Below are 16,354 nucleotides of genomic sequence, written 5' to 3' on the forward strand. Positions count from 1 at the left end.
GGATTGCCTCGCGGGTTCGGCGGGTTTCGGCGGATCAGGTGCTGCGGGGTCAGCGGGTGCGGTTCAGGGTCTGGAGGGCAGCCTTCAGCAGCCGGCCCACATTCGGGGCGCCGCCCGCAGCCTCGGCCTGGGGGGCGACCGCGCCGACCGCCTCGTCGGCCTCGCGAGTGGCGTAGCCGAGGCCGATCAGTGCCGCGTGCAGCTGGTCCCGCCAGGATGCGGAGACCGCGGTACCGATGCCCTGTCTGCCGATATGTGCGCCGACCGGCTCGCCGAGTCGGTCCTTCAGCTCCAGAAGCAGCTTCTGCGCACCCTTCTTGCCGATGCCGGGCACCGCGGTCAGCGCCTTCTCGTCGCCGGTGGCGACGGCGATGCGCAGCGCGTCCGGCGCATGGACCGCGAGCATCGCCTGAGCGAGCCGCGGGCCGACGCCGCTCGCGGTCTGCAGCAGCTCGAAGATCTGTCGCTCGTCGTCGTCGGCGAAGCCGTACAGGGTCAGCGAGTCCTCCCGCACCACCAACGAGGTGGCGAGCCGGGCCTCCTGACCGATCCTCAGCTCCGACAGCGTGTTCGGCGTGCACTGGACGGCCATGCCGACACCGCCGACCTCGATGACGGCGGTGGTGGGGGCGAGGGCGGCGACCGGGCCGCTCACAAAGGCGATCATGACGTGCGGCCTTTCGCTGCATGCAGGGCGACGGCCTGCTGGAGCCTGTTCTGGGCGGGGGCCCGCCAGATATGACAGATGGCGAGCGCGAGGGCGTCCGCCGCGTCCGCGGGCTTGGGCGGCGCGTCGAGCCGCAGCAGCCTCGTCACCATCGCCCCGACCTGGGCCTTGTCGGCCCGGCCGCTGCCGGTGACCGAGGCCTTGACCTCGCTGGGGGTGTGCAGGGCGACGGGGATGCCGCGGCGGGTCGCGCACAGCATGGCGATGGCACTGGCCTGTGCGGTGCCCATGACCGTACGGACATTGTGCTGGCTGAACACCCGCTCCACGGCGACGAATTGGGGCCGGTGCTCGTCCAGCCACTGCTCGATGCCCTGCTCGATGGCGACGAGCCGGCTGCCGAGTTCCGCGTCGGCCGGAGTGCGTACGACTCCTGCGCCGAGCATTGTCAGAGGGCGGCCGGCGACGCCTTCGACCACGCCGACGCCGCATCGGGTAAGCCCCGGGTCCACCCCCAGCACGCGCACGCCCACCCCTCCTTCGTTCATCTGTTTGTGCAGGCTATCGGCTCCCACTGACAACGGCCGACAACGCGACGGGCCGACGGGGTGTGTCCCCGTCGGCCCGTCGTAGGAAGCCGGTTCAGCAGCCGGACCGGAAGAACCGGATCAGGCGTCGACCTTCTCCATGACCTCGTCCGAGACGTCGAAGTTGGCGAAGACGTTCTGCACGTCGTCGCTGTCCTCGAGCGCGTCGATCAGCTTGAAGATCTTGCGCGCGCCCTCTTCCTCCAGCTCGACCTGCATGGTCGGCACGAAGTTGGCCTCGGCCGAGTCGTAGTCGATGCCGGCCTCCTGGAGCGCGGTGCGCACCGCGACCAGGTCGGTGGCCTCGCTGAGCACCTCGAAGGACTCACCGAGGTCGTTGACCTCCTCGGCGCCCGCGTCCAGGACCGCGCCCAGGACGTCGTCCTCGTTCAGCTCACCCTTGGGGACGATCACCACGCCCTTGCGGTTGAAGAGGTACGAGACGGAGCCCGGGTCGGCCATCGAGCCGCCGTTGCGGGTCATCGCGACACGTACGTCGGAGGCCGCGCGGTTGCGGTTGTCGGTGAGGCACTCGATGAGCACCGCGACGCCGTTCGGGCCGTAGCCCTCGTACATGATCGTCTCGTAGTCGGCGCCGCCCGCCTCGAGACCGGCGCCGCGCTTGACCGCGGAGTCGATGTTCTTGTTCGGGACCGAGCTCTTCTTCGCCTTCTGAATGGCGTCGAAGAGGGTCGGGTTACCGTCCACATCCGCGCCGCCGGTCCGGGCCGCGACCTCGATGTTCTTGATCAGCTTCGCGAAGAGCTTGCCGCGCTTGGCGTCGATCACGGCCTTCTTGTGCTTCGTCGTAGCCCATTTAGAGTGGCCGGACATCTGCCTGTCTCCTTCGCGTAACCCATTCCTGCTGCGTTCGCCAGAGATCCTACCGGGATGAGGTCACCCGGCCGCGCGCACCATGTCCACAAAGAGGCCGTGCATCCGGTGATCGCCGGTGAGTTCGGGGTGGAACGAGGTGGCGAGGGCGTTGCCCTGCCGTACTGCGACGATGTGGCCGTCGTGCTCGGCGAGCACCTCGACCTGAGCGCCGACCGACTCCACCCAGGGGGCGCGGATGAAGACACCCTCGACCGGCCCTTCGGTCACGCCGTTGACCTCCACGGCGGCCTCGAAGGACTCGTTCTGCCGGCCGAAGGCATTGCGGCGGACGATCATGTCGATGCCGCCGAACGTCTCCTGGCCCGAGCGCGGGTCGAGGATCTTGTCGGCGAGCATGATCAGGCCGGCGCAGGTGCCGTAGACGGGCAGTCCCGCGGCGATCCGCTCGCGCAGCGGCTGCATCATGTCGAACAGCACCGCGAGCTTGGACATGGTGGTGGACTCGCCGCCGGGGATCACCAGGCCGTCGACCTCGGCGAGCTCGTCGGGGCGCCTCACCGGCCTGGCCACGGCGTCGGCCGCGGCCAGGGCGATCAGGTGCTCCCGTACGTCGCCCTGGAGGGCCAGGACGCCTATGACGGGAGTGGTCATTACCAGCCTCGGTTCGCGTAGCGCTCGGTCTCGGGGAGCGTGTCGCAGTTGATGCCGACCATGGCCTCGCCGAGGTTGCGGGAGGCGTCCGCGATGATCTTGGGGTCGTCGTAGAAGGTGGTGGCCTTCACGATGGCCGCGGCGCGCTTGGCGGGGTCGCCCGACTTGAAGATGCCGGAGCCGACGAAGACCCCCTCGGCGCCGAGCTGGCGCATGAGCGCGGCGTCGGCGGGGGTGGCCACACCACCGGCGGAGAACAGCACGACCGGCAGCTTGCCGAGCTCGGAGACCTCCTTGACCAGCTCGTACGGGGCGCGGAGCTCCTTGGCGGCGGCGTACAGCTCGTTGTTGTCGAAGCCGCGCAGCTTGGCGATCTCGTTCTTGATCTGGCGCAGGTGGCGGACGGCCTCGACGACGTTGCCGGTGCCCGCCTCGCCCTTCGAGCGGATCATGGCCGCGCCCTCGGCGATACGGCGCAGGGCCTCACCCAGGTTGGTGGCGCCACAGACGAAGGGGGTCGTGAACGCCCACTTGTCGCTGTGGTTGACCTCGTCGGCCGGGGTCAGCACCTCGGACTCGTCGATGTAGTCGACACCGAGGGACTGCAGGACCTGGGCCTCGACGAAGTGGCCGATGCGGGACTTGGCCATGACCGGGATGGAAACGGCCTCGATGATCTCTTCGATCATGTTCGGGTCGGACATCCGGGCCACGCCGCCGTCCTTGCGGATGTCGGCCGGGACCCGCTCCAGGGCCATGACCGCGACAGCGCCGGCGTCCTCGGCTATCTTCGCCTGCTCGGCGTTGACCACGTCCATGATCACGCCGCCCTTGAGCTGCTCGGCCATGCCGCGCTTCACGCGCGCGGTGCCGGTCTCAGGGGACAGCGGGGTGGTGGGGAGCGTGCTGGACACGGATGGACCTCACTCGAAGAAGACGTTGTGTTGCCACCGCATGGAACATGAGTGGACCAGTCCACAGCAAGGGCCAATGAACAGCCGGTGGATCGTTTTGGCCCGCTTGGGCCCTCCTAGGTTCCGGGGCGGTCGGCCAGCGCGGCCGGCGGCTCGTCGTCCATCTCGAAGGCCAGCGGGAACGGGGCGTGCCCGGCCAGCCGGAACCAGCGGACCTTGCGGTGGCGGCGCAGTGCCCGCGCCGCACGCACAGCGTCGTTGTGGAAGCGGCGGGCCATCGGGACCCGGCGCACGGCCTGCGCGAGTTCGCCCGCGGCGTCCTCGCCGCCCGGGACCTCGCGTACAGCCTCGACCTGCGCGGCCTCGCCGAACACGGCCCGCAGCGCCGCGCTGAGCTCGCTCTCCGCGACTTCGCGGTGCTCCTCCTCCGCCTGCCGCGCGGCGTGCGCGGCCTCGTACAGCACGATCGAGGCGGCCGGATCGAGCACGCCGGAGGTGGCGAGTTCCTGGGTGACCGAGGCGCGGCGCAGGAGTTGGGCGTCGAGGGCGGCACGGGCGGCGTCGATGCGCGAGTGCAGCCGGTCGAGGCGGCCGGCGGTCCAGCTCAGATACAGGCCGATCGCGATGAGGGCGACGGCGATCCAGATGAGGGTTACGGTCACGGGCGGCAAGGCTACCGGTGCGCCTGCGGCGGGCTTTGCCCCCACCCCGCCCTCTCCCTACGGCCTGGCGGCCGTAGGGAGAGGGCGGGGTGGGGAAAAATCAGTCCCGCGCCAGGCCGAACCTCGAGCGGAAGCCCGGCCTCTCGTCCGCCGCCACCGACGCCGCGCCGTCCGTCACCGTCTCGTACACCGACAGAATGTCCGCCCCCACCGTCGCCCAGTCGAAGCGGCGCACATGCGCGCTGCCCCGCGCCCGCAGCTCCGCACGCCGCTCCGGGTCGCCCAGCAGCCGTACCGCCGCCGATGCCAGCGCGTCCGCGTCCTCGTTCGCGAACAACTCGCCCGCCGCGCCCTGGTCCAGGACCTGCGCAAACGCGTCCAGGTCCGAAGCGAGCACCGGCGCGCCCGCCGACATCGCCTCGACGAGGATGATGCCGAAGCTCTCGCCCCCGGTGTTGGGCGCGACGTACACATCCACGCTGCGCAGCAGCCGCGCCTTGTCCTCGTCGCTGACCATCCCGAGGAACTCGACCCGCTCGCGCATCTCGACGGGCAGGGAAGCTACCGCCTCCTCCTCGTCCCCTCGCCCCGCCACCAGCAGCCGTACCTCAGGGCAGGCCGCGACGATCTTCGGGAACGCCGCCATCAGCACCGGCAGGCCCTTGCGGGGCTCGTCGATGCGCCCTATGAAGCCGATCGTGTTGCCCTGCCACTCCGCCTTCGGCTCGGCCTTGTCGAAGAAGCCGACATCGACGCCGTTCGGGATGACGACGGCGTCACCGCCGAGATGCTCGACGAGCGTGCGGCGGGCGTACTCGCTCACCGCGATCCGCGCGCTGATCTTCTCCAGCGCGGGCTGCAGGATCGGGTACGCCGCGATCATGGCGCGCGAGCGCGGGTTGGAGGTGTGGAACGTCGCGACGATCGGACCCTGCGCGGCCCAGCAGCTCAGCAGCCCCAGCGACGGCGAGGCCGGCTCATGGATGTGGATCACGTCGAAGGTGCCGTCGTGCAGCCAGCGCCGCACCCGCGCGGCCGACAGGAAACCGAAGTTCAGCCGGGCGACCGAGCCGTTGTACGGGACGGGAACGGCCCGCCCGGCCGAGACGACGTACGGCGGCAGCGGAGTCTCGTCGTCGGCCGGCGCCAGTACCGAGACCTCGTGCCCGAGCCGGATCAGATGCTCCGCCAGGTCCCTGATATGGAATTGGACGCCGCCCGGCACGTCCCACGAGTACGGGCAGACGATGCCGATCCTCACGTCTGTTCCCCCTGCTCCCCCCGCGGCTCAAGATCCGCGAGCCACAGCCGCTGCAGCATGTGCCAGTCCTCCGGGTGTTCGGCGATTCCCGTGGCGTAGGCATCGGCCAGCGCCTGTGTCATGGAGGACGTCTTGTCGGCCCGGGTACCTGTCTCGGGTACCTGGACGGGCGGGTGGATCTGCCCCTGCATGAACGGTTCCGCGCCGTACCAGAGCGTCACCGGCAGCAGCAGCGCGCCGGTCTGCTGAGCCAGCAGCGCGGGACCGGCCGGCATCCGCGCCGTCTCCCCGAAGTACTTCACCTCCACGCCGGAGGCCGACAGATCACGGTCGGCGACCAGACAGACCAGACCGCCGGAGCGCAGCCGCCGGGCCAGCGTGCCGAAGGCCTCGCCGCCCGAGTGCGGCAGCACCTCCATGCCCAGGCTCTCGCGGTAGGCCACGAAGCGGTCGTAGAGCGTCTCGGGCTTGAGCCGCTCGGCGACCGTGGTGAAGGGAATGCCCAGGGTCCTGGTGACCCACACTCCGGCAAGGTCCCAGTTCGCCAGGTGCGGCAGCGCGAGAATCACACCGCGACCCGAAGCCAGTCCGTCCTTCAGGTGGTGCACGTCCTTGATCTCCACGCTGTTCTCGACGCGCTCGGCACTCCACGTGGGCAGCCGGAAGGACTCCATCCAGTACCGCATGTACGAGCGCATGCCGGCCTTGGACAGCTCGGCGAGGCGCTCGGGGCCGGCGTCGGGCACCACCCTGGCGAGGTTGGACTCCAGCCGCAGCACGCTCTTGCCCCGCCGCTTCCACGCGATGTCCGCGATGGTCCGGCCGAGCGCGGCGGCCGCCGGCTCGGGCAGCTTCTTGACCGTGCTCCAGCCCAGCCCGTACAGCGCGTCGGTCACCCGGTCCCGCATCACGTCGCCTCAGCCTCGTTCCCCTGCCCCGCGGCGGCATCCGCCTCGGCGGCCTCCCGCCGTACCGTCACGACCCGCTGCCCCAGTGTCACCGCGCTGCCGACGGCGACGATCCACAGTGCAATCGGGAGCAGGATGTCGATACCCGGCACCCCGAACGCGTGCAGTCCGGCGAGCCCGGCGGCGACCAGCGAGATCACCAGTCGCTCCGCCCGCTCGACCAGACCGTTGACCGCTACCGGCAGCCCGATCGCCTCACCACGTGCCTTGGTGTACGAGACGACCTGTCCGCTTGCCAGACAGAAGATGGCGACGGCACACAACACATTGTCGTCCCCCTGGCCCGCGTACCAGAGCGCGAAGCCGCCGAAGATGGCGCCGTCTGCGACCCGGTCGAGTGTGGAGTCGAGAAATGCCCCCCAGCGGCTCGAAATCCCCGCCTGCCGCGCCATGTTTCCGTCGACGAGGTCGGAAAAGACGAACAGCGTGATGACGATCGTCCCCCAGAAGAACTCTCCTCGGGGGAAGAAGACCAGCGCACCCGCCATCACTCCGGCCGTGCCGATAAGGGTGACCGCGTCGGGGCTCACCCCACGGCGGAGCAGAAATGCGGCGAACGGTGTGAGGACACGCGTAAAGAATGCACGCGCGTACTTGTTCAGCATGGCCTTCCCGAGGGTCGGTGGGCCGCATGGCCCCATGGCCACCGGCTGGCCCATCGTAGCCAGGCCCGACGCGCTCTACCGACGGGTACCCGCCTCCCGTGGTCGCGTACGACGTATGGACGCACCGTGACGAGAGTGGAAAGCTCGAAAGACCACCGCGGGCATCGCCGGAGCTGCCCCGGATGCCTCCGGGACTCCCTCATGCTCCCCGCGCCCGCGGCTCCCTCTCCTCACCGGGCAATCGATCGGGAGGCAAGAATCATGGGCGACAAGGCGAATGCACACCCCGGAGCCGCCGGCAGGGCTACTACGGCCGACCAGCCGTCATCCGTACGGAACGTGGTGCTGGTCGGCCACAGCGGTTCGGGAAAGACGACATTGATCGAGGCGCTCGCGCTCACGGCGGGAGCCGTCAACCGGGCGGGCCGCGTCGAGGACGGTGCGACAGTCTCCGACTACGACGAGATCGAGCACCGGCAGCAACGTTCCGTCCAGCTGTCCCTGGTCCCCGTCGAATGGGGCGGGTACAAGATCAATCTGCTGGACACCCCCGGATACGCCGACTTCGTCGGGGAGCTCAGGGCCGGTCTGCGAGCCGCGGACGCGGCCCTTTTCGTTGTCTCGGCAGCGCAGGAGGCCGACGCCGTCGCGGGCGCGACCCGCATGGTGTGGGAGGAGTGCGCGGCGGTCGGCATGCCGCGCGCCATCGTGGTCACGCATCTGGAGACCGCGCGCACCGACTTCGAGGAGCTGACCCGGGTCTGCGGGAACATCTTCGGCGGAGACGACCCAGACGCCGTGCTGCCGCTGTATCTGCCGCAGTACGGTGCGCAGCATCCCGACGGCCACGCGCCGGTCACCGGCCTGGTCGGGCTGCTCAGCCAGAAGATCTTCGACTACTCGTCGGGCGAGCGGAAGGAGACCCCGCCCGACCCGGACCAGGCGCCGCTGATCGAGGAGGCCCGCAACCGGCTGATCGAGGGGATCATCGCCGAAAGCGAGGACGAGACCCTGATGGACCGCTATCTCAGCGGTGCGGAGATCGATCTCAAGACACTGATCGGGGATCTGGAGAAGGCCGTCGCGCGCGGCACCTTCCATCCGGTGCTGGCTGCCGCCCCCGCGCCCGAGGGCGCCAAGCAGGGGCTCGGCACGGTCGAACTGCTGGAGCTGATCACCGGCGGCTTCCCGACCCCGCTGGAGCCCGCCGCCCCGGCCGTCACCACGCCGCAGGGCGCAGCGCGCCCGCAGATCAGCTGCGACCCCGACGGTCCGCTGGTGGCCGAGGTGGTCAAGACCGCCTCCGACCCCTATGTGGGCCGGATCTCGCTCGTACGTGTCTTCTCCGGCACCCTGCGCCCCGACGAGACAGTGCATGTCTCGGGGCACGGACTCGCCGACCGCGGGCACGAGGACCATGACGTCGACGAGCGGATCGGCGCGCTGTCCGCACCCTTCGGCAAGCAGCAGCGGCCACTGGGCCAGGTCATCGCGGGAGACCTCGCCTGTGTCGCCAAGCTGGCCCGCGCCGAGACCGGGGACACGCTCTCGGCCAAGGACAACCCGCTGCTCATGGAGCCCTGGACGATGCCCGATCCGCTGCTGCCACTGGCCATCCAGGCGCACAGCAAGGCGGACGAGGACAAGCTCTCCCAGGGGCTTTCGCGGCTGGTCGCCGAGGATCCGACGATGCGTCTCGAACAGAACCAGGCGACACATCAGGTGGTGCTCTGGTGCCTGGGCGAGGCACATGCGGACGTCGCGCTGGAGCGGCTGCGCAACCGCTACGGCGTCCAGGTCGACGTCGTACCCCACAAGGTGTCGCTGCGGGAGACCTTCGGCGAGAAATCGGCCGGGCGCGGACGACATGTGAAGCAGTCGGGCGGACACGGCCAGTACGCGATCTGTGAGATCGAGGTCGATCCGCTGCCGCCGGGGTCCGGGCTCGAGTTCGTCGACAAGGTGGTCGGCGGCGCGGTGCCGCGGCAGTTCATCCCCTCCGTGGAGAAGGGGGTGCGCGCCCAGGCGGCGCGTGGCGTCGCGGCCGGGTACCCGCTCGTCGACGTACGCGTCACGCTGCTCGACGGCAAGGCGCACTCGGTGGACTCCTCCGACGCGGCCTTCCAGACCGCGGGCGCGCTGGCGCTGCGCGAGGCGGCGGCCGACACACGCATCCATCTGCTGGAGCCGGTGGCCGAGATACAGGTCCTGGTTTCGGACGAATATGTGGGGCCGGTGATGAGCGATCTGTCCGGACGGCGTGGCCGCGTGGTCGGCACCGAGCAGGCGGGCGGGTCCCGCACGCTCGTACGGGCCGAGGTGCCGGAGATCGAGATCGGGCGCTATGCCGTCGATCTTCGGTCGATCTCGCACGGCACGGGGCAGTTCAGCCGGTCGTACGCCCGGCACGAGGCGATGCCTCCGCAGGTCGCCGACAAGGTCCGCGAACGGGCGGAGAACGGCTCGTAGTTGACGGTACGTCGATGATGCCGCCCGCCCGATCGCCGCGCGGCGGGCGGCATCGCGTGCTCGACCGACGGGGGCAGTGGGCGGCATTGCTTTCTCGTCTGACGTGGGCGGTGCACCCCCGATAGGCTGTGGTGCCCAGCTCAGAAGGTGTGCGGGGCGCGGTAGTTGGGAACAGGCCGCAGTGCGGAAGCTTGCGGCGATGGGGGCGGTAGTGGCGAACGACGGTTTCGATTTCACTCCGGGGGCACAGGTCCCGCTCCAGGGCTCGGCGGGACAGACGGCGGCGACGCATGCGCTCGCCTCCGCCGCGTACCGCGACAGCCCGGTCGGCGAACTGCTCAAGGCCAACAGCGAGTGGCACACGTCCGAGGTGAAACCGGGCAAGTTCTCGCTGTTCGAGCCCAATATGGGCGAGGCCTTCTCGCGGGCCGTCCAGGTGCGGATGCTCGGCGGTGCCCGTAAAGCGCTGATCCAGTCCTTCGGCACCGAGCCGCAGGCGGTGGTCGAGCACTGCCTGGCGGCGACCCGGATCCGCAAGGAACGCGACACCCGGCTCACCGCCGTGATGGCGATATTCGGGCTGCTGTTCCTGCCCGGACTGCTGCTGTGGATGGGGGTCTTCCAGCTCCGCCGGACGATAGCGGGCGCACAGAACAAGCGCGCCGGAGCCCTCGGCACACTGCTGCTGATCGCCATCGGCGTACTGGCCGTGATCTTCCTGGTCCGGCTGCCGTTCGGTGGTCTCTGGGCGTACTACGTACGGGGCATGATCGTCGCCCCGGTCGTCGGCTGGCTGCTGGCCAAGCGGATCTGCGAGAGCACGGCAAAGGACATGCGCGCCCGCTGGGACAACCTGCTGGCAGGCGGCGGCATCGGCGCCAAGGTCCCCGAGGCGGTGCCCGGCCACCCCAACGAGACCGCGCGCGAGCAGCTGCGCCAGGGGCTTCAGAAGCTCACCGCCGAGCAGCAGTCCAACGCCGTCTTCTACGCCGGCCCCAAGGGGATACTCGGGATGGGCACCCGCTGGGGCAGCTGGCAGATGGCCGAGGAGCTGACCTCCAAGGAGCAGGGCAAGGAGATCAACCAGTTCCGCAGCTGGGACGTGATACGGGCGGTCCACGACAAGCTGAAGATGCTGGAGCGCGGCCCGCTGAACTCCGGCGGCTTCCCCACGCCGTCCGTCAAGCACTGGATCGTGGCGCCGGTAGGTGAGAACGCCAAGGAGGTGGCCCGGCCGGAGGGCCAGGACGTGGAGACCTTCCAGGTCAAGGGCCACGAGATACAGCGGATCTGCAATCACCAGCAGTTCGGCGGCGGCAACCGCCACTATCTGGGCGTCCAGTTCACGCTCTGGGACGGCCAGTTGGTGATCACCATGATGATCACCGTCACCGTGCTCCACGAGACGCTCCGCGTCGAGGTGACCGGGCATGCGCTCGGCCCGGTGCACTCGCTGTTCACCACCAAGCCCGCGCCCAAGACGGTCACGGTGAACAAGACGGTGAAGTTCTGGGAGACCGTCGACCGGCAGCTGCCGCTGGTGGAGACCCCCGAGGTGGTCCGGCTCGCGGTGCGCGCACCCTTCACCTGGTACCCGCCGCTGCTGGACTACCTGGGCGGCAAGCTGGTGCTCCCCGAGCCCTTCGGGCTGCGCCATGCCTGGGCGGAGAAGCCCTGGCGGCACCGGTTCATGGCGGACGACGCGATGCGCGCGGCCACGCCGGTGCTGCGCGTGACGCACGCGGCAGCGATGAGGGTGCTTGAGGAGAACGGCGTGGACACCGAGCGCTTCGGGAACCGCTCGATGGTGGTCAGCACCTTCGTCCAGGACCCGACGCCGCGCCAGGCCGACCTCTACGACGCATAGGCGGGACGCCTGGCCCGTATGCCGTGCGGGCCGGGCATCCGCTGCTGGGCGGGGCCTATGCGGGCCAGGCGTCCGCCAGCATCTTGCGCGTGTCGGCGAGCAGCTGGGGCAACACCTTTGTGTGCCCGATGACCGGCATGAAGTTGGTGTCCCCGCCCCACCTCGGCACGACGTGCTGGTGCAGATGAGCCGCGATGCCCGCCCCGGCGACCGAGCCCTGGTTCATGCCGATGTTGAAGCCGTGCGCACCCGCCGCCGTGCGCAGCGCGGTCATGGCCTGCTTGGTGAGTGTCGCGAGCTCGGCCGTCTCCGCGTCGTCCAGCTCGGTGTAGTCGGCGACGTGACGGTAGGGCACCACCATCAGATGCCCGCCGTTGTACGGGTAGAGGTTGAGCACCGCGTAGACGTGTGAGCCGCGTGCGATGACCAGGCCGTCCTCGTCCGACTTGGTCGGGATGGAGCAGAAGGGACAGCCGTCTTCGGCCCCCGGCCCGGTCGGCTTGTTCTCACCCTGGATGTACGCCATGCGGTGGGGCGTCCACAGGCGCTGGAACGCATCCTGCGTCCCGACTCCGATCTGCTGCTCCGGCTCAAGCGTCATGTTGTGCAGCATATGACTTCGCCCGTACGCGGCGTGTCGCCGGGGTTCGCCCCGGCGGGCGCGGAGCGCTACCGGCCCGATGGGCGTCCACTGCGCGAAGGAGCCCCCGGCGGGCTGACGCCGCCGGGGGCCGATCCCCGCGTGTGCGGGGCCTACGTCACACCTGAACGCGGCGTTCCACCACATCGACGAGCTTGGCCAACGCCTCCTCGCGCGGAATGCCGTTCTCCTGCGAACCGTCGCGGTAGCGGAACGAGACCGTGCCCGCGTTCATGTCGTCGTCACCGACGATGATCATGAACGGAACCTTGAGCTTCTGCTGGGTCCTGATCTTCTTCTGCATCCGGTCCGAGGAAGCGTCCACGTCGACCCGCAGGCCCTTCTTCTTCGCCTCCGCGGCGAACTCCTGGAGATACGGAACGTGCGCGTCGCCGACCGGGATGCCGACCGCCTGCACCGGCGCGAGCCACGGCGGCATCGCGCCCGCGTAGTGCTCCAGGAGCACCGCGAAGAAGCGCTCGATCGAGCCGAACAGTGCCCGGTGGATCATGACGGGCCGCTGCTTGGTCCCGTCCGGGCCGGTGTACTCCAGGTCGAAGCGCTCGGGCAGGTTGAAGTCCAGCTGCACGGTCGACATCTGCCAGGTACGGCCGATGGCGTCCCGCGCCTGAACCGAGATCTTCGGGCCGTAGAAGGCCGCGCCGCCCGGGTCCGGGGTCAGTGGGAGGCCCTGCTTCTCGGCCACCTGGCGCAGGACGTCGGTGGCCTCCTCCCAGACCTCGTCCGAGCCGACGAACTTCTCCGGGTCCTTGGTGGACAGCTCCAGGTAGAAGTCGTTCAGACCGTAGTCGCGCAGCAGGTTCAGCACGAAGGTGAGCGTCTTGTCGAGCTCCTCCGCCATCTGCTCCTTGGTGCAGTAGATGTGCGCGTCGTCCTGGGTGAAGCCACGGGCCCGGGTCAGGCCGTGCACGACGCCCGACTTCTCGTACCGGTACACGGTCCCGAACTCGAAGAGACGCAGCGGCAGTTCGCGGTAGGAGCGGCCGCGCGCATCGAAGATCAGGTTGTGCATCGGGCAGTTCATGGGCTTGAGGTAGTAGTCCGCGCCCTCGTCCAGCTGCATGGGCGGGTACATGCCCTCGGCGTACCAGTCGAGGTGGCCCGAGATCTCGAACAGCTTTCCCTTGGTGGCATGGGGGCTGTAGACGAACTCGTAGCCCTCCTCCTCGTGCCGCTTGCGGGAGTAGTCCTCCATGACGCGGCGGATGATGCCGCCCTTGGGGTGGAAGACGGCGAGTCCGGAGCCGATCGCGTCCGGGATGGAGAAGAGGTCCAGCTCGGTGCCGAGGCGGCGGTGGTCGCGCTTCTCGGCCTCGGCGAGGAAGTCGAGATGGGCCTTGAGCTCGTCCTTGGACGGCCAGGCAGTGCCGTAGATGCGCTGCAGCATGGGGTTCTTCTCGCTGCCGCGCCAGTACGCGGCGGCGTTGCGCATCAGCTTGAACGCCGGGATGTTGCGGGTGGTGGGCAGGTGCGGACCGCGGCAGAGGTCCTTCCAGCACAGCTCGCCGGTCTTGGGGTCGAGGTTGTCGTAGATGGTCAGCTCACCGCCGCCCACCTCGACGTCCGCGCCGTCGTCGCTGGAGGCCGAGCCCTTGATGCCGATGAGCTCCAGCTTGTACGGCTCGTTCGCAAGCTCCTCGCGGGCGGCTTCGTCGGTGACGACGCGGCGCGAGAAGCGCTGGCCGCGCTTCTGGATCTCCTGCATCTTCTTCTCGACGGCCTTGAGATCCTCGGGGGTGAAGGGCTTCTCGACGTCGAAGTCGTAGTAGAAGCCGTCCCGGACGGGCGGGCCGATGCCGAGCTTGGCCTCCGGGAACAGCTCCTGAACGGCCTGCGCCATCACATGCGCGGTGGAGTGCCGAAGAATGTTGAGCCCGTCCTCGGAGGAGATCTCGACGGGCTCGACCTCCTCGCCGTCCTTGACCTCGTACGCGAGATCCTTCAGCTCTCCGGCGACGCGGGCGGCGACGATGGTGCGCTCACCGGCGAAGAGCTCGGCCGCCGTAGTGCCCGTCGTCACCACGCGCTCTTCCCGCTCGGAATCGCGTTGGATGATCACACGGACGTCTGACACCGGTCTCTCCTGACTGAAGGGGGCGGCGCGGATCGTATTGCGCGCGCGATAGGAATCGTACCGATCCGGCGGGGTGCCTTGCGAAACGGTTAGCCGAGGGCTTCGCCCCTGGACCCCGGACGGGCCGAAGATTCAGCCCCTCCGGCGCTTGAGGAGCGGGGTCCCGGGGCGGAGCCCCCGTTCACTCCCCCTGGCACGCCTCCTCGAAGAAGTCCAGGTTCTCCTGGAGCGACTTCATCAGCCTGTCCCGCTCCGACTCGTCCACCTGCACCGGCACCACATTCGACGCGTCCGTCAGCCGCCGGAAGCCCCCGCGGCTCTCCAGGCGGCCCACCACCCGGATCGGCAGGCCGACCAGGTGGGCGTGGCCCGCCGTGCGGTAGGAGTCCTCGTCCAGGGCCACCCGGACGTGCGGCACCTCGGCGCCCGCCAGTACCCGCAGCCGTACCGACCCTTCGCCGCGCGGTCCCGAGCGGCGCATGCGGACCACCGTGCCGGTGATCCGTACCGGTACGGACGGCTCGTCCTGGAGATAGCGCGCGCCCGCCTCGCGCAGCGCCGGCAGGTCACCGGGCGAGAACTCCACGGGTTCGTTCCGCGGCGCGCACCCCTGCGGTACCCCCGCCGCCGGCGACCACTCCAGCGCGATCCGCGCTCCCTCGGCGCTGCGCACCAGCGCGATGATCGCCTCCGTCAGCTCGCGGCTCACTCCCGCCTCGACCGCCGCGTCGAACGCCTCCATCCCGCCCGTCGCCCGCTGGTAGTCGGCAGCCTCGCGCGCCGCCTGCAACGCGTGGTAGAGCCGGACCACGACCGCCCGGCCTGTTTGCACCGGTACGAACGCTGTCAGGCTGCGTCCGCCCGGGGCGGGCCCCACCAGGACTCCTTCCAGCGAGGCCTGCGCCTGCCGCCGGTGCCGCGCGCCGTAGTACCCCGCTCGGGCCCGCGCCGCCAGCGCCGCCGCCATCAGCATCTGCCGTGCGGCCGCCCGCAGTTGCTCCTGGACGGTCCACGCCGCCGCTCCCGAAGGCCCTTGCGGCACATCCCGCCACCACCGGATCTCGTCGCTCGGAACGGTCAGCCCGACCAGTACCTCGCGGGCCGACGGTGCGGCACTGCGCGCCAGCGCGATCAGCGCCTCGCCCAGCAGATCCTCGCAGTCGGGGAACGACCGGCTCTCCGGCACCAGCAGACTCGCACCCCCGGCCGCATGCCCCGGCGGCGTCCACCGCGCATAGCGCCCCGCCGCTCCCCCGCGCCGCCGCCAGCCGTGCCGGTCGAGCAGCGCACCGAGCACGGCGGGGTCCACCTTCGCCGGGTCCGGTTCGCCGCCCTCGTACCAGGGTTCCGGCACATCGCCCGCCGGATGGGGCCGTACTGACTCGTCGAAAGGCCGGTGCATCAAGGTCTGCCTCCCACCCCGACCCGGGTCATGATCTCGCAGAGCGCCCGGTCGTCGAAGATCCGTGAGGTCGGGATCCGTACGGTGGTCCTGCGCCTGCCCGTCACCGGGTGGCCTGCCAGGTTGGTCCAGTAGCAGCAGTGCCGAAGATCGAGCCGGTCGTGGCTGGCGCGCAGCCACTCGTCCTGCGTCCGGGGGACGAGCATCACGACCAGGATCTTGTGTACGGACACCGGGGTGCGGGCCAGCTTCACCAGATGCTCGTTGTCGAGGATGAAGGAGAAGGCCGGACCCGGCGGGTGCGGGGGGAGCTGGTACGTGCACTTGAGCTGCACCTTGATGGTCACCTCGTCGTCGACGGTGTGACCGGCCGAGCTGTGGCTGACATGCCAGTCGATTCCGTTGTCCGGAAACGGCTGCGACAGCGAGCAGCCGGCCGCGGCTGCGACCGCGTGCAGATAGCCCACCTGGAGTGTCTCCATGCAGGCGGTGGTGGCGAGTGCGCCTCGCAGCGGTGCTGTCCGCTGGGGCAGCAGCCCCCCAGATTCGGGCTGCGCGAGCGCCATGGCTCCTCGTGCCTTCCGGGCTGTGCCGATCGATGTCCCCTCGACGGGCCGTCAGTTTGCATACCCGTCATCTGTGTTGTCACCGCCCTGCGTACAGCGCAAACGGCCCGGGTATCACCATTTCGGGCAGGGGGATCACGCCATCTGCCAGGCTCGTGCGAGG

The 16,354-nt window shown here is 69.7% G+C and carries 15 protein-coding genes; 2 read left to right on the forward strand and 13 right to left on the reverse strand.

Annotated features, from left to right (window positions below; genetic code table 11):
* Positions 1-49: 49 nt before the first annotated feature.
* The 9 genes from ruvA to pgsA all read right to left on the reverse strand — a co-directional run bounded on the left by ruvA (position 50) and on the right by pgsA (position 7,152).
* Positions 50-667 (reverse strand): Holliday junction branch migration protein RuvA, encoded by a 618-nt coding sequence (ruvA, locus tag ACI2LP_RS24215; RefSeq protein WP_404726602.1) that lies wholly within the window; start codon positions 665-667, stop codon positions 50-52.
* Positions 664-1,194, reverse strand: coding sequence for a crossover junction endodeoxyribonuclease RuvC (gene ruvC / locus ACI2LP_RS24220; protein WP_404726603.1), 531 nt, complete (start codon positions 1,192-1,194; stop codon positions 664-666). Before ruvC ends, ruvA begins: the two co-directional genes overlap by 4 nt.
* 141 nt (positions 1,195-1,335) lie before the next feature.
* Positions 1,336-2,088: a YebC/PmpR family DNA-binding transcriptional regulator gene (locus ACI2LP_RS24225; RefSeq protein WP_404726604.1), complete on the reverse strand. Its 753-nt coding sequence runs from the start codon at positions 2,086-2,088 to the stop codon at positions 1,336-1,338.
* Between the two features lie 63 nt (positions 2,089-2,151).
* Complete coding sequence (pdxT, locus tag ACI2LP_RS24230) at positions 2,152-2,742, reverse strand: pyridoxal 5'-phosphate synthase glutaminase subunit PdxT (protein WP_404726605.1); 591 nt, start codon at positions 2,740-2,742, stop codon at positions 2,152-2,154.
* On the reverse strand, positions 2,742-3,656 hold the full coding sequence (pdxS, locus tag ACI2LP_RS24235; protein WP_360884024.1) for a pyridoxal 5'-phosphate synthase lyase subunit PdxS: 915 nt from the start codon (positions 3,654-3,656) through the stop codon (positions 2,742-2,744). Before pdxS ends, pdxT begins: the two co-directional genes overlap by 1 nt.
* 116 nt (positions 3,657-3,772) lie before the next feature.
* Positions 3,773-4,318: a hypothetical protein gene (locus ACI2LP_RS24240; RefSeq protein ID WP_404726606.1), complete on the reverse strand. Its 546-nt coding sequence runs from the start codon at positions 4,316-4,318 to the stop codon at positions 3,773-3,775.
* A 100-nt stretch (positions 4,319-4,418) separates the two neighbouring features.
* Positions 4,419-5,579, reverse strand: a complete 1,161-nt coding sequence (locus ACI2LP_RS24245; RefSeq protein ID WP_404726607.1) for a glycosyltransferase family 4 protein — start codon at positions 5,577-5,579, stop codon at positions 4,419-4,421.
* The gene (locus tag ACI2LP_RS24250) at positions 5,576-6,487 is read right to left on the reverse strand and encodes a phosphatidylinositol mannoside acyltransferase (RefSeq protein ID WP_404726608.1); all 912 of its coding nucleotides are present in this window, start codon (positions 6,485-6,487) and stop codon (positions 5,576-5,578) included. The genes ACI2LP_RS24245 and ACI2LP_RS24250 overlap by 4 nt, the downstream gene beginning before the upstream one ends.
* A complete protein-coding gene (gene pgsA / locus ACI2LP_RS24255) occupies positions 6,487-7,152 on the reverse strand; it encodes a phosphatidylinositol phosphate synthase (RefSeq protein WP_404726609.1) in 666 nt (221 codons plus the stop codon). Before pgsA ends, ACI2LP_RS24250 begins: the two co-directional genes overlap by 1 nt.
* A gap of 261 nt (positions 7,153-7,413) precedes the next feature.
* Between pgsA and ACI2LP_RS24260 the strand changes: the two genes are divergently transcribed.
* Entirely contained in the window at positions 7,414-9,621 is a 2,208-nt protein-coding gene (locus ACI2LP_RS24260) for an elongation factor G-like protein EF-G2 (protein WP_404726610.1), read from the forward strand.
* Between the two features lie 211 nt (positions 9,622-9,832).
* Positions 9,833-11,488: a hypothetical protein gene (locus tag ACI2LP_RS24265; RefSeq protein WP_404726611.1), complete on the forward strand. Its 1,656-nt coding sequence runs from the start codon at positions 9,833-9,835 to the stop codon at positions 11,486-11,488.
* Positions 11,489-11,543: 55 nt separating this feature from the next.
* Here ACI2LP_RS24265 and ACI2LP_RS24270 read toward each other — a convergent pair whose 3' ends face one another.
* The 4 genes from ACI2LP_RS24270 to ACI2LP_RS24285 form a co-directional block, all read right to left on the reverse strand.
* Positions 11,544-12,101: an HIT family protein gene (locus ACI2LP_RS24270; protein WP_404726612.1), complete on the reverse strand. Its 558-nt coding sequence runs from the start codon at positions 12,099-12,101 to the stop codon at positions 11,544-11,546.
* Positions 12,102-12,246: 145 nt separating this feature from the next.
* A complete protein-coding gene (thrS, locus tag ACI2LP_RS24275; RefSeq protein ID WP_404726613.1) occupies positions 12,247-14,223 on the reverse strand; it encodes a threonine--tRNA ligase in 1,977 nt (658 codons plus the stop codon).
* Between the two features lie 181 nt (positions 14,224-14,404).
* On the reverse strand, positions 14,405-15,625 hold the full coding sequence (locus ACI2LP_RS24280) for a hypothetical protein (protein WP_404726740.1): 1,221 nt from the start codon (positions 15,623-15,625) through the stop codon (positions 14,405-14,407).
* On the reverse strand, positions 15,625-16,191 hold the full coding sequence (locus ACI2LP_RS24285; RefSeq protein ID WP_360884054.1) for a DUF4365 domain-containing protein: 567 nt from the start codon (positions 16,189-16,191) through the stop codon (positions 15,625-15,627). The genes ACI2LP_RS24280 and ACI2LP_RS24285 overlap by 1 nt, the downstream gene beginning before the upstream one ends.
* Between the last annotated feature and the right edge of the window lie 163 nt (positions 16,192-16,354).

Origin of the sequence: Streptomyces sp. NPDC019890 (assembly GCF_044903445.1) — a bacterium.
Taxonomy (GTDB): Bacteria; Actinomycetota; Actinomycetes; order Streptomycetales; family Streptomycetaceae; genus Streptomyces.